The following is a 26,741-nucleotide window of genomic DNA, read 5'->3' as shown; positions in this document are numbered from 1 at the left end:
CTGTTGTGGGGTGAGGGGGCGGTGAGGATCAGCTGCTGGTGCTGGTCCCGAAGTAGTTGGCGTGTTTCGCGGCGATGGCGGCCCAGTCGCCGTCGTGGGGGAACCGGACGACGTCCCAGCCCCGGTCGAAGAGCCGTTCCTGCGCCTCGGCGTCCCGTTCGGCGACGGCGGCATGGTCGTGGACCGGCCCGTCGACGAAGACCGCGACGTTCGCGCCGGGCAGCCGGTAGACGAAGTCGGGCCGGGCGAGGGCTTCGGTCACGAAGGTCTGCGCCTCGTCGGGCAGGCGCAGGCCGCGCTGCTTGAGCCAGGTGATGAGTTTGGCCTCCAGCGCGGTGTCCGACTGCGCGGTCAGACGCTGGAGCTGCTCGGTGCGCGACTCGCCTTGGCCGGTGGGTGCGGCCTGGGCGGCGGCGAAGCGCAGCAGCAGGTCACGCACCAGGTGACGGTTGATGGAGCGGTGGTTGAGTTGGTTGCCGTAGGTGAGCAGGCACTCGTAGCAGCCCCGCGCGCAGGGGCGGCTGGGGTCGGGGCCTCCCTTGTCGGTGCCGTCGGGCGCGAAGTGGCAGATGGCCAGCGCCTCGGCGGCGGCCCGCGCCAGGGCCTCCGGCTCCGACTGCATCAGCCGCAGGACGCCGGCACCGCCCTCGGCCGCCTCGGTGAACAGCATCCGCTCACGCGGTCCCTCGTTCGGCGGCAGGAGCTCGGTGGTCAGCTCCGAGTCCTCCAGTTCGAAGGCCGCCTCGATGCCGCGCTCCAAGGCGTACATCAGGGAGAGCGCGACGTCCTCGTCGAGCGGCTCGCCGAGCTTGAGGACCAGGATGTTGCGCCGGTCCTCCACGTACGGGATGACCCGCTTCTTCCTGCGCTTCTCGTTGCCGTCCGCGTCGATGACCGGCATCTCGCTGGAGTCGCCGGAGGCCGCGCCGGCGTCGCGCTCGTTCATCCAGCGCCCGTCCGCCGGGTCGAGCCAGAAGCCGTCCGGCTCGTCCGGCTTGGACCGGACGCGTCCGATGTTGGTGATGCGGACGGTGGCCGAGTCGCCGTAGGAGAGCGTGGCCAGCCCGCCGGCAGCGTCGGAGACGATGGCGTCACGGCGGCCGGGGCGGGCGCCGTGGTCGTGGAACCGGTACGAGGTGACCAGCCGGAAGCCCGCCCGGCGGCGCTCCTCCTCGTCGGAGGAGATGCGCTCGCGGCGCTTGGTGTAGACGGTGTGCAGGTGCAGGAGACCGCTGGTCCTCTCCCCCAGGGACGCGCCGCACATCTGGCAGCGGTCGGCGTTCTCCTTGACGTCGTGGTGGTAGCCGCACTGGGCACACCGGCGCGCCTCGCTCGTCACGACATCACCAGCCGCGTCCGGCGGCAGCTGGATACGGGTGACCTGGTAGCGCGCTCCCTCGTGGTAGATCAGCGCACCAGGGCCGAACTCCCGGATGGCGAGGAAGCGGGGACGCTGCAGGTAGTCGCCCTCCCCCGATCTGCGCCCCGTGGTGGGAACGTACGCGGCGAGTGGCAGTCGGGGGAACGAGTAGCCGGGCAGGAAGCCCTCGCTGGCGAGGTAGCGGTACGGGTTGAAGTCCGACAGGACGGACCTGCTGTCGACGCTCTCGTTCTTGAGGAGGTTGAGCTGGGTCTCGGCCTCCTTGCGGCGGCCGACGGCGATCTTGCGGTCGCGCTCCGACAGGGTGTGGTCGAGCACCCGGCGGTTCTGCTCAGCCTGGTCGACCAGAGCGGCCTTGAACAGGTCCCGCCACCGGTCGAAGGCCTGGTCGAACCGCTCCGGTGTGGTCCGGACCGTATCCTCGATCCACTGGTCGTCCCACCAGCTCGATTGGGCGTAATCGGTCAGGAGGCCGCCGAAGACTCTGCGGGCGGCGGCCGCGGCGCGGTCCTGCGAGTGGATGTCGTGCAGGGCGGCGGTGATGTGGTCGTGCAGCGCCAAGGCGGGATTCGGCAGGCGCGAGTCCTCCGGGTAGCTGATGTCGATGGTCTCCGGGATGGCGCGTCCCAGCTTGATCCCCGCCTCGGCCAGCCAGATCGCCTGCACGTGGGACCGCACTAGGTCCTCGTTGGCGAGGTCCAGGCGGGGCGGCGCGACGGCGCCGGCGACCATGCGGGCGGAGCGACGGAAGTAGTACTGGTCGTGGCTGTTGCCGGTGGCGCAGTAGGTGGTGACGAGGGCTGGCTGACCGGACCGGCCGGCCCGACCGCTGCGCTGGGCGTAGTTGGCGGGTGTCGGCGGCACGTTGCGCATCATGACGGCGTTGAGTTCGGAGATGTCGACACCGAGCTCCATGGTGGGCGAGCAGTAGAGTAGCTTCAGCTCCGCCTTGCGGAACGCGTCCTCCCGCTTCTCGCGCTCCATCGGATCGACCTGGGCGGTGTGCTCGCGGGCGGCGAGGCCGGCGAGGGTGCCGGCGGCACTGCGGTAGAGATCGCGGAAGAACGTGTTGACCCGGGGCCCGTCGCCGCTGGCGTAGGTGCGGGTGAGCGGGTCGTGGCTGCCGGTTTCGCCGGAGCCGGCGCGCCAGACCAGCGAGGCGGCCGAGACGCGGTAACCGGTGATGCTCGGGCCTGCCGGTCCTCGGAACCGTCCGGCCCGCTGCGGCGCGGCCTCGATCTTGGTGACCAACCCGGCGCCTGCCAGCACCTCCAGCAGATCGGCGATGACCGTCTGGGCGTCGTCGAAGGTGAGCTCTGTACCGAAGTGGATGCGGCGCAGGTACTTGCCGAACTTGCCCCGGCCGGAGAGGAACAGACCGGAACGGTCCAGGCCCGGCCGCGACGACTGCGGGTACGCGGTGCCGACCTTGGGTGCGTCGCTGGCGGACAGGACCCAGGGGTCGATCAGGCGCTCCTCGCTTGCCCGTTGGAGCGAGTCGAACTCATCCCGGAAGTACTGCACGTCGATGGCGAGGGCGCGGCGCATCTCGTTCAGCAGCGCGCGCATGATTTCGACGCGCTGGCCCGGTTCGGCGTCGCGCAGGGCATCATGGGTCTTCGACCAGCGCTCCTGGTTCTCCGCGAGCCAGTCGAGGTCCTGGTAGTCGATCTCCAGCAGCCCGGTCTGCTCGAGGTTGGGCATGGTGATCCGCCAGCCTCGTTCGAGGTCGAGGTAGAGGCGGAAGGCGACGACGTCCCGCAGGGTCTTGGCGGCGTTGCGCGTCAGCGAGGGCGGCAGATCTTCGCCCCGCGCGTAGTCGACGAGTTGCAGGCCGAGGGCGTCGGTCACCTGCTTTGCGAGTTCCTCGTGGGTGATACCTTCGTCGCCGGCGTCGACGGCGGCCTTGTAGAGGGCGCCGCGCAGTTGGGTGATCTGCACGAAGTCGTTGAAGTGGCCGGCCTGGAGCGAGGCGTCCTGCCGGTTGTCGACGAAGGTCAGCAGCTTGCGGGCCTTCTTGTCCAACGCTTCCGGTGGCGCGCTGAGCAGTGAGCGGACGATGGACGCCGAGATCAGGGACGTTGCCGAGGACCGCCCCTCCTGGTCGAGGGTGGCGAGCTTGGCGAAGTCCTTGCCCCGGGTCTGCTCGTAGCTGACTCCGCAGTGGGCGCAGAAGAGGAACGGTGAGGGGATGAAGGCGGCTTTCAGCCCGCCCCGCCCTTCGTACCCGTAGGGGTCCACGGTGACGGCGACCGGCAACCGGTCCCGGTAGGAGGTACGGACGGCCTCCTGTCCGTGGTCGTCGAACTCCAGCCAGGATTCCGGGATGCGCCGCTCCTCGATGGCCTTCTCCCTGGTTTCGGGCCAGGGCCGGTCGGAGTCGATGTAGAGGTAGCCGTCCGTGGCGCGGCCACCGGTCGCGATCGTGTCCCGGCGGGGCTCGTAGACGGTGCCGCCGTCCCTGGTGGTCCGCCACACCGTGAGGTACTCCTGGCCACACTCGCGGCAGAAGGCGAGCGGCAGCAGGATCTTCCCGTCGGTGCCAGGCAGCACGAGCTGGTAGTCGCGGGTGAGTTGACGGGTCAGTTCGTCTTCCAGGGTCACGTAGACGGTGTCGCCCTTTGAGAGGAACTGGTGCAGCCGGAAGGCGAACAGCGGCCGCTCGGTGACCGGGTGCCTGGCTTCCGATCCGGCCTTCAGGGTGCGGCGGATCGCCTGCGCGCACTCGGCGGCGGTGAGTCCGCTCGCCTCGGCCAGTTCGACGGCCGCCTCCTCGATCTTGGCAGGCTTCTGCCGGACGAGGTTCCCGGCGGAGTCGACCGCGAGCCCGAAGCGGGTCTCGATCCACCGCGCCAGCGGGTCTTTCACCAGGTCGGCGTAGGCGCGAGGGGCACCGGGCGCGGCCAGCCGCTCGACGGACACCGTGTCGGGAGGCTCCGCGGTGGCGCGGACCAGGGTTTCGCCGATGACGTTCTCCGGCGCGACCTCCGTGCCGAACAACGTCGTGGCGACCCGGGCGACCACGGCGCGTTGGTCGTCGACGGTGCCTTCGCTGGAGACGGTGGCGGAGGTGCCGACGCACTGGAGGTTCTCCGCCTGGCAGGCTTCCCGCACTCGGCGGATCAGCAGCGCCACATCCGCGCCCTGCCGGCCACGGTAGGTGTGCAGCTCGTCGAAGACGAGGAACTCCAGGCCCTTCGCCATCCGGATCAGGGAGCGCCGATCGTCCGGACGGGTGAGCATCAGCTCCAGCATCACGTAGTTGGTGAGCAGGATGTCCGGCGGGTTGTCGCGGATCTCCTTGCGCCGCTCGTCGCTCTCCTGGCCGGTGTAGCGGGCGTACGTGACCGGCTCGCGCCCGGGTCCGTAGCCGTCCTGGAGGTACTTGTCGAGCTCCTTGAGCTGGCTGTTGGCCAGCGCGTTCATCGGGTAGACGATGATCGCGCGGACTCGCTTCGCCGGCTTGGGGCCCTCCTGCTCCCGCGCCTTCAACACCTTGTCGACGATCGGGACGATGTATGACAGCGACTTGCCGGAGCCGGTGCCGGTCGTCAGCACGTACGAGGTGCCGGACTGCGCCTTGGCGATCGCCTCGCGCTGGTGCCGGTGGAGCGTGAGCGGCCGGCCGTCGCACACGGTGCCGCCCTCGGTCTTCTTGGCCTGGAAGATCTTCGCGCACTCCCGGTGCAGCACGCCCTCGCTGACGAGCTCGAGGACCGTCCCGCCCGAGGCGAAGAACGGGTTGAGCGACACCCAGGGGTCGGGCCACTGGGACTTGGCGTCCAGGTCGTCCTCGACGAACGCCGCGATCCGGTCGTCCCGGATGATCGTGCCGCCCTCGGTGAATGCCCGGTAGTCCTTGATGAGCCGCTCGTGGACCCCGAAGACATCCATGCCCGCCCGAGCCGACTCCGCGAGCGCACCCTCAACGGAAGCAGGCGGCGCCGGAACGGTGGTGGTCGTCCCCCGGACCGCCATGACGTATCGGACCGGGTCAAAGACCTCCCAGCCGGGCACCCTGTCGGTGCCCTTGGCGAACGGAAGCAGGGCTTCGCGGACGGTTACGGCGTCAGCGGGACGATCGGCAGGATCCTTGGCGAGCAGACGTTCGATCAGCCTCGCCATGTCGCTGGGAACGTCAGACCGCATCAGTCGGATCGACGGGACGGGTTCCTCGAGATGCTTCTGGCCGAGCTCGTGCGAGGACTCGCTCAGGAAGGGCGGTACGCCGGTCAGCAGCTCGAACAGCACACACCCGAGCGCGTACAGGTCAGCCGCCTGCGTGACCGCGGCGGCGAGGAACTGTTCCGGAGCCATGTAGCGAGCGGTTCCGACGGTGACGCCGGTGCTGGTCACCTTGCCGGTTTCGGCATCGTCGAGTATCCGCCCCATGCCGAAATCGAGGACCTTGATCGCCCCGGTCCGCAGCAGCATCACGTTGGACGGTTTGAGGTCGCGGTGCACGACGTCTGCGGCGTGCGCGGCGGAAAGTCCGTCAGCGATCTGCGCCCCCACGGCAGCGACCCAGGAGATGGGCAGTTGCGGGTGCTCGGAGACCAGGTCGCGCAGGGTTTCGCCGTCGAGGAGCTCCATCGCGATGTAGGGCAACTCGTCGACGCCCGCGGCTCCCGCGATGATACGCGGCAGGTTGGGATGCCCGAGCTTGCGCATGATGCGGACCTCGCGCTCGAACCGCTGCCGCGCCTTGTTGTCCGCGGACGTGTCGATGACAGCGCCGGAGCGACTCCGGAGAATCAGCTTCAGCGCGACGATGCGGTCAGTGGAGCCTTCATGCGCGGCCATGTCCTCGGCGCGATGGACCTCGCCCATGTTGCCCTTGCCAATGGCACTCTGCAGACGGAACCTGCCCGCCACCCAGTCGTTTGTCCCCGTCACTCTCAATGCCCCTAGCTCGCTGCGCGGGTCCTCGCGAGATCAATCAGGAGGAGATGCCGGCTGCCCACTCAGCCGACATGGGTCCCGTTCACCGGACCCGCCCGGTGCCGCGCTTCCTGAGCCCTCCTCGCGATCCCGTCCGTGGAGTATGGCCCGCCAGCTGCGGCCTTGCAGTCCTCCGGCTAGAGAGATCGATCAACCAAACGTCGACTCTTGACAGATGCGTGTAGGAGCCGTGTCCATATGCGAGGCGGCTTCCGCGATGCATCCCGATCACCGAGGGCTGAGTGCCGCCGATCACCTACTTGCCACGAATAGGCAGCGACCAGCGACTTTCCTCAAAAGGTGATCGATCCGGCTTAATGGACTCGATCGGAAACGCCCTCAGCTGCTCTTTGGACTCACTAGCCCGCGGGCCAGCCCGTCGGCGACGAGTTGGACGAACTCAGCACCCAGCGCCGCAGTCTGTCGGATAGCCGACTCAAACGCGTCCAGCCGCCGGAACGCCTCCCCGTGCACCCGCTGCTCCTCCAACGCAAGCCGCCGCACCTGCGCCCGCCGGATGTCGAACCGCAACGTCCCCGACAGGCTCGACGCCTGTTTCTCGTTCGCCGACGTCCGCAACTGCCCGGCCAGGAACCAGGAGTCCAGCACAGCAGGGTTGGGCCGCAGCAGGTAGAGATTGCGCCCCAGCAGCGCCCCGTCCGATGTCACGACCCGAGCGGTGAGCTGCCGGGCGATCATCGGTACCACCACGTCCCCCACCGCCAGCCGGATCTCCTGCCCGAGCCGGCCGTCGTCCCGACTTGAGGGACCTTCGCCGCTCAGTACGTCCTGCACGGTTAGCACCGGAGGGCCGCCCGCCGGCGGCTCGCCGCCCTCGGCTGACGCGGCGCGGATCGGGCCGATCAGCTGCAGCGCACCGGCCCGGGTCAACTCGCCCACCGACAGGAACTCCCCGTCCGGCCCCTCGGGCGCGGGCGTGACCTGCGGCATCAGCGCCGGCAGGTCGCCGACGATGGTGGCCAGGCGCTCTCTGGTGCGTACCAGATGCTCTCCGGTGGCCTTGCCCGCGACGGCGGGTTGCCGGCGCGCGGGGGTGAGGTCAACCTCCTCGTCGAGCAGCTCGATCACCGGGACGGCCCGGGTGAAGCCGGCCTCCTCGACCTCGGTGTCCGGTGCGGTGGTGAAGGCCCGCCAGGCCGCGAGGATCCGCGGGCCGGTCTCGGTCAGGTCGCCGCCGGCGGCATCGACCAGCAGCGCCCGCGCCGGTGGCGGCGCGTCGGCCGCGGGCCGCCGCAGCACCCACAGGTGCAGGGGTACGCCGTGCGGCGCTGCCGCCCCGGGCGGGAGCGCGACGACGGCGCGCAGGGCGCCGCGGCGCAGCAGCTCGGCGCGGATCCGCTTGCCGGCGCGGCGGCTGGCGACGGTGGGTGGCATCAGCAGTGCGGCGTGCCCGCCGACCCGCAGGTGGGCCAGGGCGTGCTGGGCCCAGGCCAGCTCCGGCTCGGTACGTGGTGTGGTGCCGACGATCCAGCGGGGATCGTGGCCGAGTTCCTCGTCGCCCCAGTTGGTGACGCCGAACGGTGGGTGGCAGACGACGGCGTCGAAGGTGCGTCCGGCGAAGGCGTCGGCGCGTAGCGAGTCACCGGTGCAGACCTCCCCCGGCACGTCCCGTAAGGCCAGCCACAGTCCGGCGAGCCGGGCTAGGTCTTCGTCGAGTTCCTGCCCGTATGCCGAGGTACAGCCGGCGCGGACGGCGGCCCGCAGGATCGCGCCCGAGCCGGCAGCGGGGTCGAGGACAGAGCCGCCGCCAATGCCCGTGAGCCCGAGCATCAGGTCGGCGAGGTCGTCGGGAGTGGCGAACGGGCGGCCGGGGCCGGGTGCGGAGAAGCGTTGCCACAGCTCGTCGAACGCACCCTGCGGGCCAAGCTCGTCGGCGAGCGCGTCGACGTCGGGCAGGAGCGGTTTCAGGTGTGGGTCGCCTGGTCGCCGGGGGCGTTGGCCGCGTTGCCGGGCCAGGAGCAGGGCGCCGACGGCAGCGAGGCCGGCGGCTGGGGATTCGCTGGCGGCGGCGAGGTGCCGCCACAGGCGTTCGGCGGTGGCGAGCTCGGGGAGCTTGCCCTGGGCGCGGAGCCACTGCTCGACCTGCCCCAGGTCGAACTCCGGGCTGGCCGGGGTGCCGCCCGCCGGGGTGGGAAAGTCCGCGTACCGCTTGCGCCAGTTGCTGACCGCGGCGCGACCGACCCCGGCAAGCCGGGCGATCTCCGCCGCCGTGATGGTCGGTGTCTCCTGCACCTCCGCAGTGTGTCACACCTGTCAAGCATGATGTCCGTTGACAGCGTTCACAGATGATGCTCTCATTGACGCCGCAACGTTCACGGCAGGAGGAAAACGATGCGCAAGGCCACCACTCTCGCTCTGCTCACCACCGGTCTCGTCGCGCTGGGCTGCGGCGCAGGCAGCACCGACGAAGGCACCGGCAGCAAGGCCGACGCCGGCGGGGCGAAGGGCGAGGACAAGCCGAAGACCGCGAAGATCGGCCAGCCGGCCCGGGACGGGAAGTTCGAGTTCACCGTCAAGTCGTCGAAGTGCGGCGTGGCGAAGGTCGGCACGTCGATGCTCGGCGACAAGGCCCAGGGCCAGTTCTGCTTGATCACCATCAACGTCAAGAACATCGGCAAGGAGCCGCAGACCCTCGACGGCAGCAGCCAGAAGGCCTACACCGCCGACGGCACCGAGTACTCGTCCGACACCGAGGCGGGTCTCTACGCCAACAAGGAGCAGAGCACCTTCTTCGAGGAGATCAACCCGGGCAACCAGGTGACCGGCGTGTTTGTGTTCGACATCCCGAAGGACGTGAAGCTCACCAAGCTCGAGCTCCACGACTCGATGTTCTCCGGCGGCGTGACCGTCTCCCTCGCCTGATCCACCGCTTGGCGCGGGGCGGGCACCACCCGCCCCGCCTCTCTCCCCCAGCTCCCTGAATCCCAGTTCACAGAGGAATCACCATGTCCGACCCGACCCGTGCCACCAAAATCGAGCAGCCCCTGGACCAGGCCGCCTTGCCCACGCAGAACACGTCAATACAGGAGCCGACCGCCGCCGATCACCCGTGGACCGGCGAGCCGGAACGGGCGGAGAAAAAGACCGCACTGGCCCTGAACAGCCGAACGATCACGCTGATCGCGGCAGGCGCTGTCGCGGCGCTCCTACTGGCCGGCGCCGGCATCTACACGGCCTTTCGAACGAGCCCGACTCCGACTCCGCTTGCCGAGCAGAAGTCGCCGCTCACGCTGGCCAAAGAGAAATGCGGCACCAGCCTCGCGGACTACGCCGTACTGGGCGACGGGGGCGGGACGCTAACCCTGCACGGGGACGGCAAGGAGTCCAGCGGACTCAGCTTCAGCACCCTCGAGTGCTACTGGTCCGAGCTGAAAATGCCCGACTCGGTCAAGCAGGAGGTCCTGGCGACCCGGGCCCTCGACGGCCGGCAGAGCGGCGACTGGGACGGCATCCACGCCTCCTGGAGCTATCACCCGGATAGCGGCCTCCAGATGGTCATCACCGTCACCGACTGAAGGTTGCCCCGAATCAGTACCGATCGCCGCCGAGCCGTCTGGCCGGGCACCGGGTCAAGCGACCAACGATCCGTTCACGACATCAGCTCCACAACTTCCGTGCGGCCACTCCGCCGCCCGGCCCCGCTCCCAAGCGAAGCAGCAGCTCGGCCAGCCGGCCCTTCCCACCGGAGTAACCATGGCCCGCCACCGCCACACGATTCCTTCGACGCCTACCCGAGCCAACAGTCCCGTTGCCTCCACGCTCCGCATCAGCCGGCATGCCGGGACCATTCTGGTCACCCTCCTGCTGCCAGCCCTCGCGCTCACTGGTTGCGGAGACGACATAAAGGCGGCCGGAAGCAGTCCCACGCCTTCGGCCAGTCCGTCTGCCTCCCCGAGCCCGTCCCCGACGCCGAGCCCGACTCCGCCCTCTGACCGGGACGCCGACGGCATCCCCGACACCAGCGACACCTACCCGGACGATCCGAAGAACATCCCCCAGCAGGTGCCGGTGAATCTGCAGTGCGACACCGAAAGCCTGTCGGGCGGTTCGCTCTTCACGGTCCATGGCGGTAAGGACGGCCGGCCTGACTTCACGGAGGTCTGGGCGGTCAAGCCGACTTCCTGCGACCTCATCGGCAGCTTGAACATCGTCACGGCCATCGAGCAGCAGGCCTACAAAGTCTCGAAGTACGACGAGCAGGACATCTCGACGCTGTACGAGATGTGCGCCGAGGTCGATCCGGATGACGTCTACGCCGAGGCCGGCTTCGCCGCCAGCAGCGAGCAGATCCCTGAGATCAACGCGGCGCTGATCCTCTGTCCCAAGCATCCGTACGCCAAGAAGTGGCGGCAGGCCGTGCAGCGCGGCCAGGCCGACGCGGACCTGGAGGCTCAGGGCCGACTGTTCGGATCCGGCACCTACCGGGTTGGCAAGGAAATCAAGCCCGGCACCTACGTCACCCACGACGTCGAGGGCTGCTACTGGGAGCGGCAGAACAGCTCCGGAAACATCATCGACAACTACTTCACCAATGGCGCCCGGCGCGTGCAGGTCACCATCCGCTCCTCCGACTACGCCTTCAACTCGGAGAACTGCGGCGAGTGGCGACCCGCCCGCTGAGACCGCACGCCATCAGCTCCACAGCCTCCTCGTACCACTACCACCAGCGGACCGGCCCGAGCCGGAACCGCTGGCATCGCACGCCCTCACCACCCGCATCAGCGGAGGTCTGATGAACCGCACCGAACCCCTGGTCGAGCTGATCTTCGATCGGCTCGCCGCTGACCGCGTACCCGATGACACGGCCGAGGTGGTCCTCGCCGCGCTCAGCGGCGAAACCGACCTGGCCGCGGCGCTCGCCGGCAAGCCGACCGCGCTTGAGCCGCAGCGCACGGCGGCGGACGAGCCGCGGGAGCGGATCTGGCTCTCGTCGGTCACTGTCGCCGGCTTTCGCGGCGTCGGCCCGGAGCGCACTCTCGCCATCGAACCCGGCCCGGGGCTGACCGTGGTGGTCGGCCGCAACGGCTCCGGCAAGTCCAGCTTCGCCGAGGCGGTGGAGCTGGCCCTGACCGGAGACAGCGCCCGCTGGGCCGACCGCAACAGCGTGTGGCGTACCGGGTGGCGGAACCTGCACGCCGGCGACCCGTGCCGGATCGCCGTCGAGCTGCGGCTTGACGGAGTCGCCACGCCGATCCGCGTGGTCCGCGAATGGCCGTCCGGGGCTGAGCTGGGCGACGCCGAAATTTCCGTCACCAGCGGGCGCGGCAGCCACAAGGATCTCGCGGAGCTGGGGTTGGCCCGGCCGCTGGAGCTGTACCGGCCGTTCCTCACCGCCGCCGAGCTGGGCCGGCTCACCGCCGGCACGCAGAGCCAGCTCTTCGACGCGATCTCCGCGATCCTCGGCCTGGAGGCGATCGCCGACGCCGACCGCCGGCTGATGGCCGCCGCGCGCCCCCTCGACGCCACCATCAAGGAGGTACGCGCACAGCGCGCCACCCTCGCCGCCGCCCTTGCCGAGGTGCCGGACGACCGGGCGCGCCGGGCGGCGGCGCTGCTCGTGACCCGCCCCGACCTGGCAGCGCTGGCCGCGGTCCTCGACGAGCCGGACGAGCCGACCGGCGACGAGGCGGTGCTGCTCTGCCGGCGGCTGGCGGCGATGCAGCTGCCCGACGCCGACGAGGTGACCCGGCTCGCCGGGCAGCTGCGGGAGACCGCAGCCGAGGCGCGCCGGCACGACGGCGGGCGGTCGCGGGCGTCGCTGCGCAGCGCCGAGCTGCTCCGGCTGGCCATCGAGCACCACGACGACCAGGGTGACGGGCCCTGCCCGGTCTGCGCGACGGGCAGCCTCGACGGCGACTGGCGGACCAGCGCGAGCGCCTCCCTCGCGGAGCTGCGCGACCGCACCCTCGCCGCCCAGGCCGCCGCCGCGCGGCTGACCGCCATGCTGCAGCGGGCGCACTACCTGATCGACGACCTGGACGTGCCCGACGGCGACGTCGCCGGAGTGCCGGTCGGCGAGCTGCAGGCGGCCGCGGCGGCGCTGCGGCTGGCACCGGGCGGGCCGGAGGATCTTGCTGACCATCTGACCGCGCGTTATCCGGCGCTGCTCGCGGCAGTGCCGGCCGCGAAGGCGTACGCGGAGGGTCTGCTCCGCCAGCGCGACACCGGCTGGCAGGCCGCGGCGGGTGAGTTGCGGGCCTGGATCGCGGCAGCCGGGGCGCTGCCGGAGCGGGAACGCGCCCTCGCCAGGGTGAGGGCCGCTCGGGCGTGGCTGAAAGCGACCGGGGCGGAGTTGCGCAACCAGCGGGTGGCGCCGTTCGCGGAGCACTCGCAGCGGATCTGGGCGCAGCTGCGGCAGGAGAGCAACGTTGAGCTGGGTGCGATGACCCTGGAGGGTATGAACACGCGGCGGCGGGTGGTGATCCCGGTCAGCGTGGACGGCGCCGACAACGGCACCGCGTTGGGGGTGATGAGCCAGGGTGAGATGCACGCCCTGGGGTTGGCGACGTTCCTGCCGCGCGGCTGCGCGCCGGAGAGCCCGTTCCGGTTCATCGTGGTCGACGACCCGGTGCAGAGCATGGATCCGGCCAAGGTGGACGGGCTGGCGCGGGTGCTCGCCGAGCTGGCCGAGCAGCGGCAGGTTGTCGTGTTCACCCACGACACCCGGCTGCCCGACGCCCTCGGCCGGCTCGACCTGGGTCAATCCCGCATCGTCGAAGTGACCCGCGCCGAACGATCTGTGGTGACCCTGCGGCCCGGTTCCAACCCGGTGCGCCGCTACCTGGACGACGCGCACGCCCTCGCACGCAACGAGGAGATCGCCGCCGAGGTGCGAGGCCCGGTGGTGGCGGAGCTGTGCCGCTCGGCGATCGAGGCAGCCTGCCACCGGATCGTGTGGCGACGGCGGATGGCCCGCGGTGTGCCGCACGACGACATCGAGGCCGTCGTCGTGGCCGCGTCCCGGCGGCTGACCACCACGCTCGCGTTGGCGCTGTTCGACGACACCGACCGGGGCGCCGACGTGCTCGGGTATCTGAGCCGCCGGCACGGGTCCCGGGCCGTCGGCGCGTACAAGGCGTGCAAGGAGGGCGTGCACGGGGCGTACCTGTTTGACCTGCCCGGCCTGGTCGCGGACGTCCGCCACCTCGCGGAGGTCCTGCCGCCGCCTCGTCCAGCTGGCACGGGTGGCGGGGAGGTTCGGTCGTGACCGCGCCGACGCCGCAGCGCTGCCTGGCAGCGGCCGACGAGATGCTGCACGGCTCCGGCGGACTCGGCGCGGCCGCAGTGGGCGCCGGCTGGTGGCCGCGGGCGTGCGCCTGCATGATCCGACTCGCCCTCGAGGGCGGCATCGACGCCTACTGGCGGCGGGTCAAGCCGACCGTGGCCGCGTGCCGGCAGGGCCGCGCGAAGCAACTGATGCTGCGCGGCCGGCTCGGGCCCGGCGTCCAGGTCGCCCGCCGGGTCGCCTTCACCTGGGCGGCCCTGTCGGCCGCCGCCCACCACCACTGCTACGAGCTGGCGCCGACCGCCGCCGAACTGCGTCGCCTGCACACCGAGGTGAGCGCCCTGCTCACCCAACTCGAAGGAAGAACGGAACCCGGACGATGACCTACCCCCAGCCCGGCGTCGACCCCACCCGCCCTCAGCCGCCGGTTCCCGCTCTGCCCGGACCGTATCCGCCGGTGTCCGCTGTTCCCGGGCCCTACCCGCCGGTGTCCGCACCGGCCGGCGCGTACCCGCAGGTATCGGCTGTGCCGTACCAGGCCTTCCCGCAGGCCGCGCGGGCCCTCGCCGTGCAGCCGCCGCTGACCTCAGGCATGGCCACGGCGTCGCTGGTGCTCGGGATCCTCGGCGTGCTCGGCGGCTGGTGCCTGTTCGGGCTGCCGTGCATCCTGGCCGTCATCCTCGGCCACCTCGCCATGCGAGAAACCCGGGACGGCGCCCGGTCTGGGCACGGCATGGCCGTCGCCGGTCTCGTCCTCGGTTACGTCTTCGCCGCCCCGATGATCATCTTCACCGTCATGGTGTTCTTCGGCAGCATCCTGAGCGCGGCCACTCCCACACCCTGATCCGGGTGGAGCAGGTACGACAGTTGGCCGCCACCGCGGGCAGGCAGCAGGCGCCCACGAGGTGCCGGAAAGACAGGAGAGTATGTCCCAGGAGAATCGCGACCGGCCCGTTGAGCTGTCCCGCGAGGACGAGGGCTACGTCATCACGGCCCGCTGGCACAACGACGACGGGTCGCACGAAATCAGCGGCCCGGATGAGGTGATCATCCGCCTGGCCGACGGCGCGGCGCCCGAGGTCCGCCAATGGGGCGTGACGTCGGCGGTCCTGCACCGGATGGGCCGGCAGGTCGACGACATGGTCGCCGAGGCCCACGAGATGCCGAGCGTCGGGGCGTACCAGGTGATGGTGCGCCGCTATATCGAAGGCCGGCTCGCCGAACTGGCCAAGGCGCGGGGTACGACCGCGGACGGTTTCGAGATCGACCTGCTCGCGGTCTTCGAGGACCTGGCCGGTCGCGGGCATGCCGACCCGCTCGGGACGCTCGCGACGGCGACCGGCCGGTCGCGAGCCGACCTTGACCATCTGCTCGGTGTGGCTCGCCAGCGGGATGATCACGATGGGGCGTAGGTCCCCCGGGCAGCGGGGAACGGCGTAGACAGTGAGGGCTGGGAGCGGGTGTTGTTCCCCTCTGGTCAGCCCGTCCGTGGTTGTCCGGCGAAGTCGGGCATGAGTATCCAGCTTTGGCTGTACGGATGGCTGTACGGCCAACGCCCACCGCTCCCCGTCCGGTAGAGGCACGACCAGGGCACTTGCGTCGTTCAATCTGGCTTGGGGGTGAAGGGGTGGCGGCGGGGTTGCCGCAACTCCCAGTCCGCCGGGCAGAGGTAGCCCCAAGCGGCCCCTGCCACCGATCCCAGACCTGGCAGTGCGTCGCCCCACTTCGGCGAGCGGTCGCCGAGGTTCCGGAGATATCGTGCGAAGACGGCCGACTCGCGGTAGTCCGGGTCGTGCCGCCAGAGGGCGTACGGCTGCTCGCGCAGCCAGTCGCACGCCGCATCACCCTCGGCGATCAGATCCGCGGTCGGCGGCAACACCTCCAGCGGCCGGTCGCTTTGCAGGTCGCCGTACTGCTTGAGGTGCGCCAGGTATTCGTCCTCGTCACGAGGGTGGGTCACGTGGACGCCGAGCACGGCGACCGGTACGGCGAGCACGCCGGCCACGGCCAGTCCCAACATGGCCCGCAGACGTTTCCTCACGCGGCAAGATTAAATCGAGGTGCGCCTCTGTGCAGGCCCGATCAGGGTTCGATCGGGCGGACCTGATCGCGGTACCGCTCATAGAGGACGCGATTGTGCGCGTCGCCCTGAGCGAGATTCGCGGATACGTGGACGGGCGGATCGATGCCGCGGCCCAGCAGTTGGCGGCAGACCAGTTCGGTGAGCAGCTGCGCGATGAGGACTCCGGTGAACGACGAAACCGCCCCTATCCGAACTCCTGGGGTGATCTCCAGTGCCGCATCCCCGGCCGGCGCGTGGTTGTCGATCACCACATCGGCCAGGTCAGCGAGATGCGGTCCCTGTGTCGAGCGGGCGCTGGCCGATCGGGTGTGTGCCAGTGAGGTGACCGCCACGATCGGATGCGCGCGCTCGCGGGCCAGCGCTGCCATCTCGATGACGGCGGCGTTGAGTCCGGAGTTGGAGACGATCAGGAAGGCGTCGTGCTTGGAGGGCGCGGCAAGGTGGTAGATCCGCTCGGCGAGGCCGGACTCGCGCTCGTAGGTCGGATCGAGGATCGGCCCCGGGTCGGCGCCGCCGAACATCACGAGATCCTTGACCGCCAGCATGCTGACGGCGGCGAGCCCGCCGGCACGCGCCGCGAGTTCGAGGGTGACGATCCGCGAGTGGCCAGTCCCGAACGCCTGTAGGACACCACCGGCGGCGATGGCGTCGGCGACGAGCCCGGCCGCTGCCTCTATGGCATCGAGCTGTGCTGTCAGGACCTGTTCGAGTGCGTTCCGGGCGATGGTGGCGTAGGCAGGCTCAGGCATTGATCCTCCTGAAATGTTTACGGTCGCGGGCGGCCTCTACGGCGGCCTCGACGGCGGCCTCGACGACGATCTCGCCGCTGCCCGAGGTGACCGGACTGGCATAGGTTTCGTAGCAGGGTTGCGTGTCGCGGGTGGGTAGGTAGCCGAGGTAGCCGTTCGCATAGCCGAGGACCACAATGTCCCCTACCTGGTCTGGCGCTGCGGAACGGATCGTTTCGCCCAGTTCCAGGAACAGTTCGCCGGGAACGGCCACGACGGTGACCCCGTCGAGGTCCACCGCCTCCACGTCGATCACGTACGGTTCCGTGCGCTGGCGGGCGGCCTGTTCCTCCGCGATCCGCCGCCCCTGTTGCATAACCCAGTGGCTGCGTTCGTTTCCGACCTTGGGTTGCGGGGTCTGGCGCACGGCGACGTCGAGCTCCGCTGGCTGTTTCGGCGCGAGCGTCACTGTTCGCGAGACCGGCGGGCGTAGCGGCGTCGGGCTACCTCTGCCGACGCGCGGCGATACCGGTTCGACCCGGTCGGCCAGCCAGGCGCCGAGCCGATCCGCCTCGTCAAGCCCCCGCCCCTGGCGGGTGTGCCGGGTACTGATGTTGCCGGCCGCACCGGTGGCGACGACGACCCATCTGTCCGGTGCGGACAGCGCCCGGCGGATGCCGCCGTTGAGGTCCGCGCTCACATGGTTGTTGTCGGCGGGAAGGATGGTCGGGTGGACCGGTGAGACCACGACCAGCCCCACCACCTCGGTACCCGCGGTGACCACGATGGTGTCGACGGGAATGTCCAGGGGCCTCGGGTCGGCGATGTTGCGGTGACCCGCCAGCTTGGGAACCATCGTGCGGGCGGAGCTGAGTCTGGCGGCATGCTCGGATGCCATGGCGGACCGTGCGGCCGCGAGTGATGCGGCTTCGAGCCGGTCGGCGACGTGCCGTGGGGTGGCCTCGCCGCCGGGGCTGCAGCCCGCCTCGGGGCTCGCGTGGGTGTGGGTGGCGGCGACCCAGCAGGACTGCACGCCGATGCCCCGCATGGCGGTCCGGATCCGGTCGACGACGTCGACGTTGACGCAGATCAGGTCCGCGACCACCAGCGCGAACCGGTGGCCGTCGTCGGCGAAGGTCACGACGTGGACCTCCAGCGGGTCGAGCACGTTCTGGACGCCGTCGGAGCGGTCGGCGTAGCCACCCATGGGTTCTCCGGGCACGACCTCGAGCCGCGCCACCCCGTGTCCGACCCTCATGCGCCGGCACCGAATTCCTGGCGCCCCAGCAGGCGTGCGTAGGGGGCGGCACCGCTCAGGAGCGCCGGACCGCCGTCGAGCGGCTCCGCTCTGGGCGTGACCAGGGGCAGCCCTCTGGCCTTGAGTTCGGCCGACAGCGCCTTGTACAGAGCGTTTCCTGGGGTCAGCAGCCGTCCGCTGAAGGACACCCGGCGTGCCGCCCCGCTGAGACCGAGCCGGTCGGTTGCCGCCTGCGCCGCGTCGGCGAGATCGGTCGCGGCCTCGGCGCAGATCCGGCCCGCCACCGGGTCAGGCTGGGCGGCCGCGTCGAGCACCGAGCGGGCGAAGGCTGCCGTACGCGAGATCATGGCCGGGTCCCGGTAGTAGCGCTGAAGCGAGGCCAGGTCGACGCCGCCGAATGCCGCGACGAGGCGGTCGACCAGCACGGTTGCCGGCCCGACCTGGTCGTACGACGCGGTCGCGGCGCGCATTCCGGCCAACCCGATGGCGTACGCGCTGCCCCTGTCACCGAGGTGCGGACCCCATCCGTCGAGCCGCACGTGGTCGCCGCCGGCGTCCACCGCGAGCACGGTCGTGCCGGTGCCGACGCACAGCAGTACGCCGGGACCGCCGAGGGCGCCGGCGTGCGCGAGGACGCTGTCCTCCACGACGACGGCCGGGCCGCCGAACTGCCGCTCGAGGGCGAGGGCCAGCCGTCGGCGCTCGGCGCGCTCCCCCGGTACTGCGGTCAGGCCGGCGACGACGCCGGCCACCTGCGCGGGGAGGGAGATCATCGCCGCGGCGCCACGAACGGCGGCCAGTATCCGGTCGACGCCGTCCTCGTCCGGCCGGTAGGAGAAGCCCGGGCCGACGCCGATCTGGCGGCCCGCCGGGGAACGCAGCAGCAGCCGAAGTTCCGACTTGCCGCCGTCGATGGTGATCGTTGTTGTCATCGCGACATCCCTGCGGTCAGCCCTGCGACAATCTGCTTGGTCGCGAGCGCGAACACCACGGCCAGCGGTACCAGGGCGATCACGAGCCCGGCGAACAGGGTGCCGCGGTCGGCGGCGAACTCGCCGAAGAACCGGGTCAGCCCGACCGGGATGGTGTACTTGTCGCCGCTGCGCAGCAGTACCAACGGGTAGAAGAAGTCGTTCCAGGTCGGCGCGAACTGGAAGACCGTGGCCACCGCGAGCGCCGGCCGCATCAGGGGCAGGACGACCGACACGAACAGACGGCCCTCGTTCGCCCCGTCGATCCGCGCGGCCTCCTCGAGTTCCCCTGGCAGCCCCCGCATGAACCCCATGATCACGAAGACCGAGAACGGGATGCCGCTCGCGGCGTAGAGCAGCACCAACCCGATCCGGCTGTCGATCAGACCCATCGACTGGAACATGTAGAACACCGGCAGCAGGCCGAGTTTCGCGGGAATCATCAACCCGGACAGGAAGAACGCCGCCAGCAGGGCACGGCCCCGGAACTTCCACCTGGCCAGGGCGTAGGCGGCCATCGCCGACACGCTGACGCACAATGCCACCGAAGCGCAGGTGACGGTCAGGGAGTTGATGAAGTACGTCGAGATCGAGGCGGTCTGCCACGCACGGGTGTAGTTGCTCAGGTCGAACGAGCTGGGCAGGCCGACCGGCGCCCGGAGGATCTCCGCGTTGGGCCGCAGCGAGCCGATCAGCACCAGCAGCAGCGGGCCGAAGGCGATCGCGGCGTACGCCCACAGGAGGAGCTGGTTGCCGGCGCCGTGCAGCAGCGAACGGTGACGGGTGCCGCGCGGACGCGTGGCCTCGGCCCTGATCTTCCCTGCCGGGCGGGGGACGGTGCGAAGGGTGGTCTTCATTCAGTGGACCTCCCGGCGGCGCAGCGTCCGCTCCAAGGCCAGGGAGACGCCGAAGATGAGCACGAAGATCAGCATGGCCAACGCCGACGACTCTCCGATCGCGTTGCTGCCGCCCCGGAAGGCGGTCCGGTAGTAGAGCAGGCCCAGCACGTCCATGGCGCCGCCGGGCCCGCCGTCGGAGCCGCCCAGCGCGTAGACGAGGTCGAAGATGTTGAAGCATCCGATGAACGTCAGCACGGTGATCACCCCGACCGCCGGTATCAGGAGTGGGAACCGGATGCTCCAGAACGTCCGGGTCGGTGACGCGCCGTCCATCGCGGCCGCCTCCTCCAGCTCCTGCGGAATGCCGGCCAGCGCGGCGCCGAAGATGAGCATCGGTCCGCCGATCCACTGCCAGGCGTTGACCACGATCAGCACCGGCAGTGCGAGGTCCGGCTCGCCGAGCCACGGCCGCGCCCACGCGTCCAGGCCGACCGCTCGGAGCGCGAAGTTGATCGGGCCGAAGGTGGGGCTCAGCAACAGCGACCAGATGTACCCGACGATCAGCGGGCTGATCAGGTACGGGAGCGAGAAGAGCGTCTGGAACAGCCGCTTGCCCCAGGGGTTGCGGTGCAGGAGCACCGCCAGGCCGAGCCCGATGGTGTTCTGGATCGCCATGGTGCCGACGAAGAAGAGCACGTTGTGCCCGAGCGCGGCGGGGATCTCGTCGCTCAGCGGGTAGCGGGTGAGGATTTCCCGGTAGTTGCCGATCCCGACGAACTCCCCCCGTTGGGTGCCGTCCCAGCGGAACAGCCCGTAGTAGAAGGCGGTGACGAGCGGCACCACGAGGAACAGCCCGTAGAGCGCGAACGCCGGCAGGCAGAACGACGTGATCCACCCTGCCGAGACCCGCCCTGCCCGGCGGCGTGACCGCCGGGCAGGACGACCCGTCAGTTCTTGGGCCGGAACCACTGATCGACCCCTCGTTGGATGTGTGCAGCCGCGTCGGCGGCGTTGCTCCGGCCCAGGACGTAGTCGGAGAACGCCTCGGAGGCGAGGTCCCAGGCGGTGGGTGTGCCGCCGGAGAAGTACGCGTAGGTGACGTACGGGCTGGGGTTCGCCTGGTACCCCTTGAGCGCCTGCGCCAGGAGTTCGTCCTGCGGCTCGACGCCCGGTACCGGGGAGATCTGCTGAAGCTCGTTGGACAGCGCCGTGCCGAACTGCTCCGTCGCCATCCACCGCACGAGGTCCAGCGCCGCGTCCCGGTGGCGGGACTTCGCCGAGACGCCGAACGACCCGTCGACGTAGCCGGGCACCAGCGTCTTGTCGACCGCCGCGCCGGGCGCCGGCGGCACGTTGAAGATGCCCATGTCGAGCTGGGGGTTGGCCTTCTTGAACCCGGCGAGCTCCCACACGCCACCGGGGAACGCGGCGGCCCGGCCGGAGGTGAAGAGCGCCTGCGCGTCGCTGTAGCTCACCCCGGACGCCTGCGACGGCCAGTACTTCTGGGTGCTCTTCCAGGTCTCGAGCGACTTCACCCAGGGCGCGTCGGTGAACTTCGCCGAGCCGTTGAGCATCTTGGTGAGGTAGTCGGGGCCGCCGTACGTGGTGGCGCCGAAGATTTCCTGCTCGATCGGCAGCATCCACTTGTCGGTGACGGTGTTCGCCAGCGGGGTGACGCCCGCCTTGCTGAGCTTGTCAAAGCCCGCGATCATGTCCGCCCAGGTGGTGGGGGCGGCGATGCCGTTGTCGGCGAAGACCTTCTTGTTGTAGATGACGTGCAGCGTCTGGATCGCGAACGGAACCCCGTAGACGTGCCCGTCCTTCTCGCCCTTCGCGCCGTCGAGGATCGGCTTCGGGAATCCGCTCAGCGTGTCGACCTGGTCGTCGAGGGGCACCAGGCTGCCGGAGCCGACCAGCGGCTGGAGCAGTCCGTAGGAGCGCAACTGCGCGACGTCAGGGCCGTTGGCATCGGTGAGCCCGGTCTTGAGGATCGTGTCGTACTCGGTGTTCTTGTAGGGGACGTACTCCACGGTCACGCCCGGGTGCGCCTTCTCGTAGCTTTGGAAGATCTTCTTGTACGCCGCGACATCCTCCTGCCGCCAGCCCCAGACCTTTAGGTTGACGGCGTCGCTGTCGCCCCCGCTGCCTGGCGCGCACGCAGTAAGGGCGAAGGCGAGCAGCGCTGCCGCCCCCAACACACCGCGTCTACTGGGCATCGCATCTCCGATCGTCGTGGCCGCCACCCGCTGGACGCAGCGGACCAGCCGAGATTAATACTGGTATAGACCGCCGGTCAACGGGTTGCGCCGAGGTCAATGGCGGGACGCAAATTGCCCGTAGGATGGCTCCAACCGCAGGGGAAGGGGATCGGGTCCGGTGCCAAGGAGGCGACACGAGCCGAGCGACGGGGCACTTGAGTCGTTGCGGGCGGAGCACAACGGCGGCAAGGGCGAGCACATCAGGGACGTGCTCACCGCCATGGTCCTGAACTCGCGGGACGGTGCGCTGCTCCCCTCGGAGCGGGTCCTCGCCGAACGTTTCGGCGTCGCCCGAATGACCGTCCGGGGCTCCATCGACGCGCTGGAGTCGAAGGGAATGGTCCGGCGGGTGCCCGGGCGCGGGACCTTCGTGCAGCACCCCACGCTGACCCACTCGGAGATCTTCCGCTCGTTCAGCGAGGACATGCGCATGCGCGGCATGACACCGGGCGCCAAGTCGTACCGCGCCCGCACCCGCCCGGCCACCCGCGCCGTCGCCGCCAGCCTCGACATCGCCCCGGGCGACCCGACCCACTACATCGAGCGGATCCGTACCGCGGACGGCATCCCGATGGCGCTGGAACGGACCAATCTCGCCGCGGCCCGGTTCCCCAACCTGCCGACGGTGATGGGGCGCGACGACTCGCTGTACGAGGTGCTGGGCCGCGTCTTCGGGGTGCGGCTGGAATCGGCGCGGCAGACGGTCACCATCGCCCGGCTGACCGACACCGAGGCGAAGCGGCTCGAAGTCGCGGAGAACAGCCCGGCGTTCCTGATAGAGCGCATCTCGGTGGACAACATGGGAAAGGTCGTGGAGTTCGGCCGGTCGCTCTACCGGGGGGATCGTTACGCCATCCAGATGCACGTCAGCCCCCCGTCGCCGGAGGGCTGACGCACATCGGCGGAGGCCGGTCAGCCGAGGCCGGTGAGGTGGTGCGCCTCGAGTTCGGCCGCGGTCAGAGCCCGGTCATAGATCGCCGCCTCGTCGAGGTCGCCCCGGAGCCGCTGGTTCGCGTCGTCCCCGCGGCCACCGAGCTTGACGCTCGCCGTGCCGCTGCCGGGCGACACCGACGTCGCGACGCTGTTGTCCGCAACGCCGTCGAGGTACACGGTCAGTCGTGACCCGTCGAAAACGGCGGCGACGTGGTGCCACTCGTTCACCGTCAGCCGGCTACGGCCGGTCACGAGGCCGTACCCCTTTCCGGCAGCACCCAGCGACCACGCCTGCAGGACGCCGTCGGTCACCCTCAGCGCGTACCCGTTGACCGCCGGCCCGGTGTAACTCTCGATAACCGCCTGCCCCGGCGCCGGGGCGAGCGTGTCGAGCTTCACCCACGCCTCCAAGGTGAAAGCGCCCTGGAGGTTGGTCCGCGGGCTTCGCGGCGCCTCGATGTACCCGGCAGAGAGGTCCCCCGCCCGGTCACCGGTGATCGCCCCTTCGGCGCCCGGGTGGGCGCCGGCCAGGTAGGTGCCGTGCTGCCGGCTGGCGGAGCTGTCCACGGCGGTGCCGGAGTCGGCCGCGTCGCCGAGGCGCCAGTAGCCGGCCGGGTTCGCCCCGGTCACGAGGTTCGGGTAGCTCTGCTCCCCGACCAGGATCGGGATCGACACGTTCACCGGTGTGGCGCCGTCCTCGGCGAAGGACACCGCGACCTGGTGGCGTCCCGTCTCGGCATCGGCCGGGACGGCCACCTCCACCGGCACGCTCGCGCCGACGGTTCGGCCACCCGGCTGGGCACGGAACACCTGCCGCGCCGGATCGATGCTCCAGCCGGCCGGGCCGGTCGCGGTCACCTGGCCACTGATTTGGTGATCCGCGAACACCTCGAAGGTGACCTGGAATCGCTTCGTCTTCCCGGGCGCGATGAGCGATCCCGGCGGATCGACCGAGACGGCGCCGCTGAACACGTCGGAGTAGTGCGGGACGATCTCGTAGATGCGCGGGGCCGCGCTGCCCGACGCCCACCGGATCCGTACCGCGCTGGCCGAAAGGTCCGCCGCCGGCACCTTGGTGAACCCGTCAGCGAGCGGTCCGAGATCCACCCAGGCACCATCGACCAACGCCTGGATAACGCCGTCGGCGGGGCCGGTCGCGTCCTGCACCACGGTCACCGCCGACAGGCGGTGCGGCTTGGTGATCGGAACCGTGATCGCATCGCCGTCCTGCGGCTTGCCGGCCGCGACGTAGGCCGTGTCGTCGCGCCGGTCGGTCAGGTTGCCCAGCGCCGACCCCTGGGCGGCAGCCGGTAGGCCCGTGGGAGCCCCGAGGTCGCCGTACCAGCGGTCACCGATGTAGCCGTCGCTCTGGGCCGCCGCGAAGCTGAGGAGATCATCGACCGGACCGGGACTGATCTGGTACCACGTCCGATCGAGGATGCCGCGGGCCCGCGCCTGATCCCGCCGGGCCAGCCAGGCGGCTTCGCCGTCCCCCCGGTCCTGCGCCCGAAGGATGCCCAGGGCCGCCCGACCCGCCTGGCCGGTCGCGCCGATCCGGTCCAGCCAGGGCCCAATCTGCTTGAGTAGCAGAGGGTTGTCGAGCTGCGCCCGGAGCGCGGTGGGGAGTTCCTCCAGACGGCGCAGCTCGCGGTCGAGCTGGCGGAGTTGGGCGTCCACTGCTCGGCCCGCCGAGTAGTCGGCGATGAGCCGCTTGATGAGCGCGGCGAACTGCGGTCGTGCGGTGTTGTCCAGGGCGCTGGCCTTGTTGTTCTCCGCGAAGAGCCGCAGCTCCTCGTACGCGTCGCCGCCGACGATCTGAAGCGTCCGCGTCCATGAGCGCTCCGCGTCGTAGGCCCCGGGGTTCCAGGCGTAGTCGGCCTGCGTACCGAGTGGGATCTGTGAGGCCTCCTGGTTCTGGACGAGTTCGTTGAACGAGATGCCGACGACGTCGTCTGCCATGCCGGCGTCGCGGTTCACCAGCGGGCCCAGCAGCAATCGGTTAGGGCTGTAGTCGTTGACCGGGTAGTTGTCCCAGATCATGATCCTGTGCCGCGGCCAGGCGGCGCGAGCGGCCCGGAGGTCGTCGTCGGTGATGCTCGGCGAGACCACTTCCGGCCCGGTCCAGTAGAGGTCGACCTCGGTGCTCAGCAACTCGTCGAACCGGTTCTTGTACGGCGTACGGGTCATGCCCCAGTACTCGGTCGGCACGGCCACCATGCGGGTGGCGCCGGGGCGCTTCTCGATGAACTCGTGTTGGACCAGGTTGGTGACCCCGGCCTGAGCGGCCGCGAGCGGCGACGGATCGCCCTGGTAGGCGTCCCGGTCCTCCTGGCACGCGAAGTTGCCGGACACGTCGTCCCAGGCGATGACGTAACTGCGGATCCCGATCTCCCACAACTGCGTCAGGCGTGCCAGCAGCTTGGCCCGATCGGCGTCGCGTACGTGGCAGATTCCCCGGCCGGGGGCCAGGGGCGCCTCCGGCGAGATCCGGTACACGAAATCGACATGACGGGACGTCGCCAGGTCGACGATCTCCTTCAGCCGGCCCAGTTCCGCCTCGTCGTACAGGGAGTCCCAGTTCGATCCCGTACGCAGGTCGTCCGCCGGTCCGTAGAAGAACTGGTTCATCTTGTGCCGGGCCAGGAACTCGATCTGCGAGCGCCGGTCCTCCTGCGACCACACCGGTCCGTAGAACGACTCCATGCCCCCACGGATCCGATAACCCGGCCAGTCACGCACCGCCACACCGTCGACGGCGACCCGGGATCCGTTTGACACGAGCAGCTGACGAAGTGACTGAACGGCGTAGAAGGTGCCGGCACCGTCCGCGCCGGAGAGGATGATCCGCTGTCGGCCGATCCGGTCGGGCCCGGCCGCCAGTACATACCCCTCACTGGGCAGCCCCGTTGGTCCCTCAACCCCGAAAGCACTCAGCGCTTCTGCGGCCGCCGGCGTCTCGCCCGGCCCACCGAGGAAGATCACCGGTCTCGTGGTCGACAGATCTACGCCTGCGACCACCCTGGCGGTGATCCCGCGCGCGCCGAGCACCTCCACCAGCGATTTCCGGGCCGCCGGATCGACGGCCGCACCCGCAACGACGTCCACGCTGCCGGACAGGACGACAGATCCCGGACGCGGCTCGACCCGCTGTGGTGTCGGAAGGATACTCGCCGCACTCACCCGGTCAGGAGGCTCGGGCGCCCCCCGGGCCGGCGGAGGGCTCACGAGGGCGATGGCGAGCACGACCGGTCCGGCCAGTACGCCGGTGCGGTGAAGGCCACGAAACAAGCGCAACGGGATCATCGAACCTCAACTCATGTGATGTGGGCCAGCCGTGGTTGTCGGCAGGTGTCCCGGCATGGCGCGCGGTGAGCGGACCGCCGCAACAACTGACCGACATGGAGTCCGGCGGTCTGGTCAGGTCGGAGCGCGAGGCCGGCCCGTCGGGGTCGGGGCCGACGCTCGCACGAACGTGCCTCCCGGAGGATGGATTGCGGTCGACCGGTCTATACCGGTAATGAGGATCCATGTCACACCTGACCACGTCAACCCCCCGCCCCCGAACGGCAGATGCCTGGCGTCCCCGCAAGATCCCGCTCCGCAGGCAGCAGTCGCACACGAATCTGGGCGATTCCCGATCACTCATCCGGGTCGGCCACCGACGCCAGCCCCGACCCCGCGCCCCTGCCCACCCGCGCGGATCGGCCGCCATGCGAGCAGGTCGGCTTGGCCAGGCCGTCGGGCGACGGCGAATGCGAGGAGTTGGTCGACTCGCTGGAGGGCAGCCGGTGGCGGGCGGGAGCACAAGTCACTGAGTGCGAGCCATTGGCAACGCTCGAACCAGCCTTCACAACGCTGGACTAGTCCGGTATGTGGTCGTGCCGCCGGAAACATTGGCCGACCCCGAAGGGAGATCCGTATGCGTTTCCCGCCCATCCGCCGCAGCCAGCCCGCGCGGCCTGGCTCGCAGTGCTGGCCGTCCTCACTCTCGTCGTTCCGGCCGCGCCGGTCGTGCCAGGCCCGACCGCCGCCACCGGCGTAGTCCGACGACCGCGATGCTGACCGTTCCGGCAGGTCAGATCATCGAGGCCCCGGACCTGGTC

At 70.2% G+C, this 26,741-nt stretch carries 18 protein-coding genes; 8 read left to right on the top strand and 10 right to left on the bottom strand.

The window, feature by feature from the left end; all coding sequences use genetic code 11:
- Positions 1-28 precede the first annotated feature (28 nt).
- Positions 29-6,256, bottom strand: a complete 6,228-nt coding sequence (locus FXF52_RS18005) for a protein kinase (RefSeq protein ID WP_255472087.1) — start codon at positions 6,254-6,256, stop codon at positions 29-31.
- 405 nt (positions 6,257-6,661) lie between these two features.
- Positions 6,662-8,575: an N-6 DNA methylase gene (locus FXF52_RS18000; protein WP_148798074.1), complete on the bottom strand. Its 1,914-nt coding sequence runs from the start codon at positions 8,573-8,575 to the stop codon at positions 6,662-6,664.
- A 99-nt stretch (positions 8,576-8,674) separates the two neighbouring features.
- Here FXF52_RS18000 and FXF52_RS17995 point away from each other — a divergent pair, with 99 nt between their 5' ends.
- The 7 genes from FXF52_RS17995 (at position 8,675) to FXF52_RS17965 (ending at position 14,980) form a co-directional block, all read left to right on the top strand.
- Positions 8,675-9,205, top strand: a complete 531-nt coding sequence (locus FXF52_RS17995) for a DUF4352 domain-containing protein (RefSeq protein ID WP_148798073.1) — start codon at positions 8,675-8,677, stop codon at positions 9,203-9,205.
- An 83-nt stretch (positions 9,206-9,288) separates the two neighbouring features.
- On the top strand, positions 9,289-9,858 hold the full coding sequence (locus FXF52_RS17990) for a hypothetical protein (RefSeq protein WP_148798072.1): 570 nt from the start codon (positions 9,289-9,291) through the stop codon (positions 9,856-9,858).
- Between the two features lie 178 nt (positions 9,859-10,036).
- Complete coding sequence (locus FXF52_RS17985) at positions 10,037-10,963, top strand: hypothetical protein (protein ID WP_148798071.1); 927 nt, start codon at positions 10,037-10,039, stop codon at positions 10,961-10,963.
- Between the two features lie 112 nt (positions 10,964-11,075).
- Positions 11,076-13,550: an AAA family ATPase gene (locus FXF52_RS17980; RefSeq protein WP_187413567.1), complete on the top strand. Its 2,475-nt coding sequence runs from the start codon at positions 11,076-11,078 to the stop codon at positions 13,548-13,550.
- Complete coding sequence (locus FXF52_RS17975) at positions 13,547-13,951, top strand: hypothetical protein (RefSeq protein WP_148798069.1); 405 nt, start codon at positions 13,547-13,549, stop codon at positions 13,949-13,951. Before FXF52_RS17980 ends, FXF52_RS17975 begins: the two co-directional genes overlap by 4 nt.
- Before the next feature lie 74 nt (positions 13,952-14,025).
- Positions 14,026-14,412 (top strand): DUF4190 domain-containing protein, encoded by a 387-nt coding sequence (locus FXF52_RS17970; protein WP_187413566.1) that lies wholly within the window; start codon positions 14,026-14,028, stop codon positions 14,410-14,412.
- Between the two features lie 82 nt (positions 14,413-14,494).
- Positions 14,495-14,980 (top strand): hypothetical protein, encoded by a 486-nt coding sequence (locus FXF52_RS17965; RefSeq protein ID WP_148798067.1) that lies wholly within the window; start codon positions 14,495-14,497, stop codon positions 14,978-14,980.
- 191 nt (positions 14,981-15,171) lie between these two features.
- Here FXF52_RS17965 and FXF52_RS17960 read toward each other — a convergent pair whose 3' ends face one another.
- The 7 genes from FXF52_RS17960 to FXF52_RS17930 are packed head-to-tail and all read right to left on the bottom strand — an operon-like array spanning position 15,172 to position 21,663.
- The gene (locus FXF52_RS17960) at positions 15,172-15,609 is read right to left on the bottom strand and encodes a hypothetical protein (protein WP_255472080.1); all 438 of its coding nucleotides are present in this window, start codon (positions 15,607-15,609) and stop codon (positions 15,172-15,174) included.
- Between the two features lie 41 nt (positions 15,610-15,650).
- Positions 15,651-16,400 (bottom strand): sugar isomerase domain-containing protein, encoded by a 750-nt coding sequence (locus FXF52_RS17955; protein WP_148798066.1) that lies wholly within the window; start codon positions 16,398-16,400, stop codon positions 15,651-15,653.
- Entirely contained in the window at positions 16,393-17,619 is a 1,227-nt protein-coding gene (locus FXF52_RS17950; RefSeq protein WP_148798065.1) for a hypothetical protein, read from the bottom strand. The genes FXF52_RS17955 and FXF52_RS17950 overlap by 8 nt, the downstream gene beginning before the upstream one ends.
- 14 nt (positions 17,620-17,633) lie before the next feature.
- Positions 17,634-18,569, bottom strand: coding sequence for an N-acetylglucosamine kinase (locus FXF52_RS17945; RefSeq protein ID WP_148798064.1), 936 nt, complete (start codon positions 18,567-18,569; stop codon positions 17,634-17,636).
- The gene (locus tag FXF52_RS17940) at positions 18,566-19,465 is read right to left on the bottom strand and encodes a carbohydrate ABC transporter permease (protein ID WP_148798063.1); all 900 of its coding nucleotides are present in this window, start codon (positions 19,463-19,465) and stop codon (positions 18,566-18,568) included. Before FXF52_RS17940 ends, FXF52_RS17945 begins: the two co-directional genes overlap by 4 nt.
- Complete coding sequence (locus FXF52_RS17935) at positions 19,466-20,416, bottom strand: carbohydrate ABC transporter permease (protein ID WP_255472079.1); 951 nt, start codon at positions 20,414-20,416, stop codon at positions 19,466-19,468. It abuts the gene before it with no gap.
- Positions 20,395-21,663 carry an ABC transporter substrate-binding protein gene (locus FXF52_RS17930; RefSeq protein ID WP_148798062.1) on the bottom strand — a complete coding sequence of 423 codons (1,269 nt, stop codon included), beginning with the start codon at positions 21,661-21,663 and terminating at the stop codon, positions 20,395-20,397. Before FXF52_RS17930 ends, FXF52_RS17935 begins: the two co-directional genes overlap by 22 nt.
- Positions 21,664-21,823: 160 nt before the next feature.
- Between FXF52_RS17930 and FXF52_RS17925 the strand changes: the two genes are divergently transcribed.
- On the top strand, positions 21,824-22,597 hold the full coding sequence (locus FXF52_RS17925; protein WP_148798061.1) for a GntR family transcriptional regulator: 774 nt from the start codon (positions 21,824-21,826) through the stop codon (positions 22,595-22,597).
- Between the two features lie 20 nt (positions 22,598-22,617).
- Here FXF52_RS17925 and FXF52_RS17920 read toward each other — a convergent pair whose 3' ends face one another.
- A complete protein-coding gene (locus FXF52_RS17920; RefSeq protein ID WP_148798060.1) occupies positions 22,618-25,941 on the bottom strand; it encodes a beta-N-acetylglucosaminidase domain-containing protein in 3,324 nt (1,107 codons plus the stop codon).
- Positions 25,942-26,741: the final 800 nt, after the last annotated feature.

The sequence above is a fragment of the Micromonospora sp. MP36 genome (assembly GCF_008119785.1).
Lineage (GTDB): Bacteria > Actinomycetota > Actinomycetes > Mycobacteriales > Micromonosporaceae > Micromonospora.
Note: the sequence above shows the minus strand (reverse complement) of the source record. Positions and strands in the feature narration are given on the sequence as shown.

Coding starts and splice junctions, on each gene's coding strand:
- FXF52_RS17995 (WP_148798073.1), top strand. CDS start 8,675: ATGCGCAAGGCCACCACTCTCGCTCTGCTCACCACCGGTCTCGTCGCG.
- FXF52_RS17990 (WP_148798072.1), top strand. CDS start 9,289: ATGTCCGACCCGACCCGTGCCACCAAAATCGAGCAGCCCCTGGACCAG.
- FXF52_RS17985 (WP_148798071.1), top strand. CDS start 10,037: ATGGCCCGCCACCGCCACACGATTCCTTCGACGCCTACCCGAGCCAAC.
- FXF52_RS17980 (WP_187413567.1), top strand. CDS start 11,076: ATGAACCGCACCGAACCCCTGGTCGAGCTGATCTTCGATCGGCTCGCC.
- FXF52_RS17965 (WP_148798067.1), top strand. CDS start 14,495: ATGTCCCAGGAGAATCGCGACCGGCCCGTTGAGCTGTCCCGCGAGGAC.
- FXF52_RS17955 (WP_148798066.1), bottom strand. CDS start 16,400: ATGCCTGAGCCTGCCTACGCCACCATCGCCCGGAACGCACTCGAACAG.
- FXF52_RS17945 (WP_148798064.1), bottom strand. CDS start 18,569: ATGACAACAACGATCACCATCGACGGCGGCAAGTCGGAACTTCGGCTG.
- FXF52_RS17940 (WP_148798063.1), bottom strand. CDS start 19,465: ATGAAGACCACCCTTCGCACCGTCCCCCGCCCGGCAGGGAAGATCAGG.
- FXF52_RS17930 (WP_148798062.1), bottom strand. CDS start 21,663: ATGCCCAGTAGACGCGGTGTGTTGGGGGCGGCAGCGCTGCTCGCCTTC.
- FXF52_RS17920 (WP_148798060.1), bottom strand. CDS start 25,941: ATGATCCCGTTGCGCTTGTTTCGTGGCCTTCACCGCACCGGCGTACTG.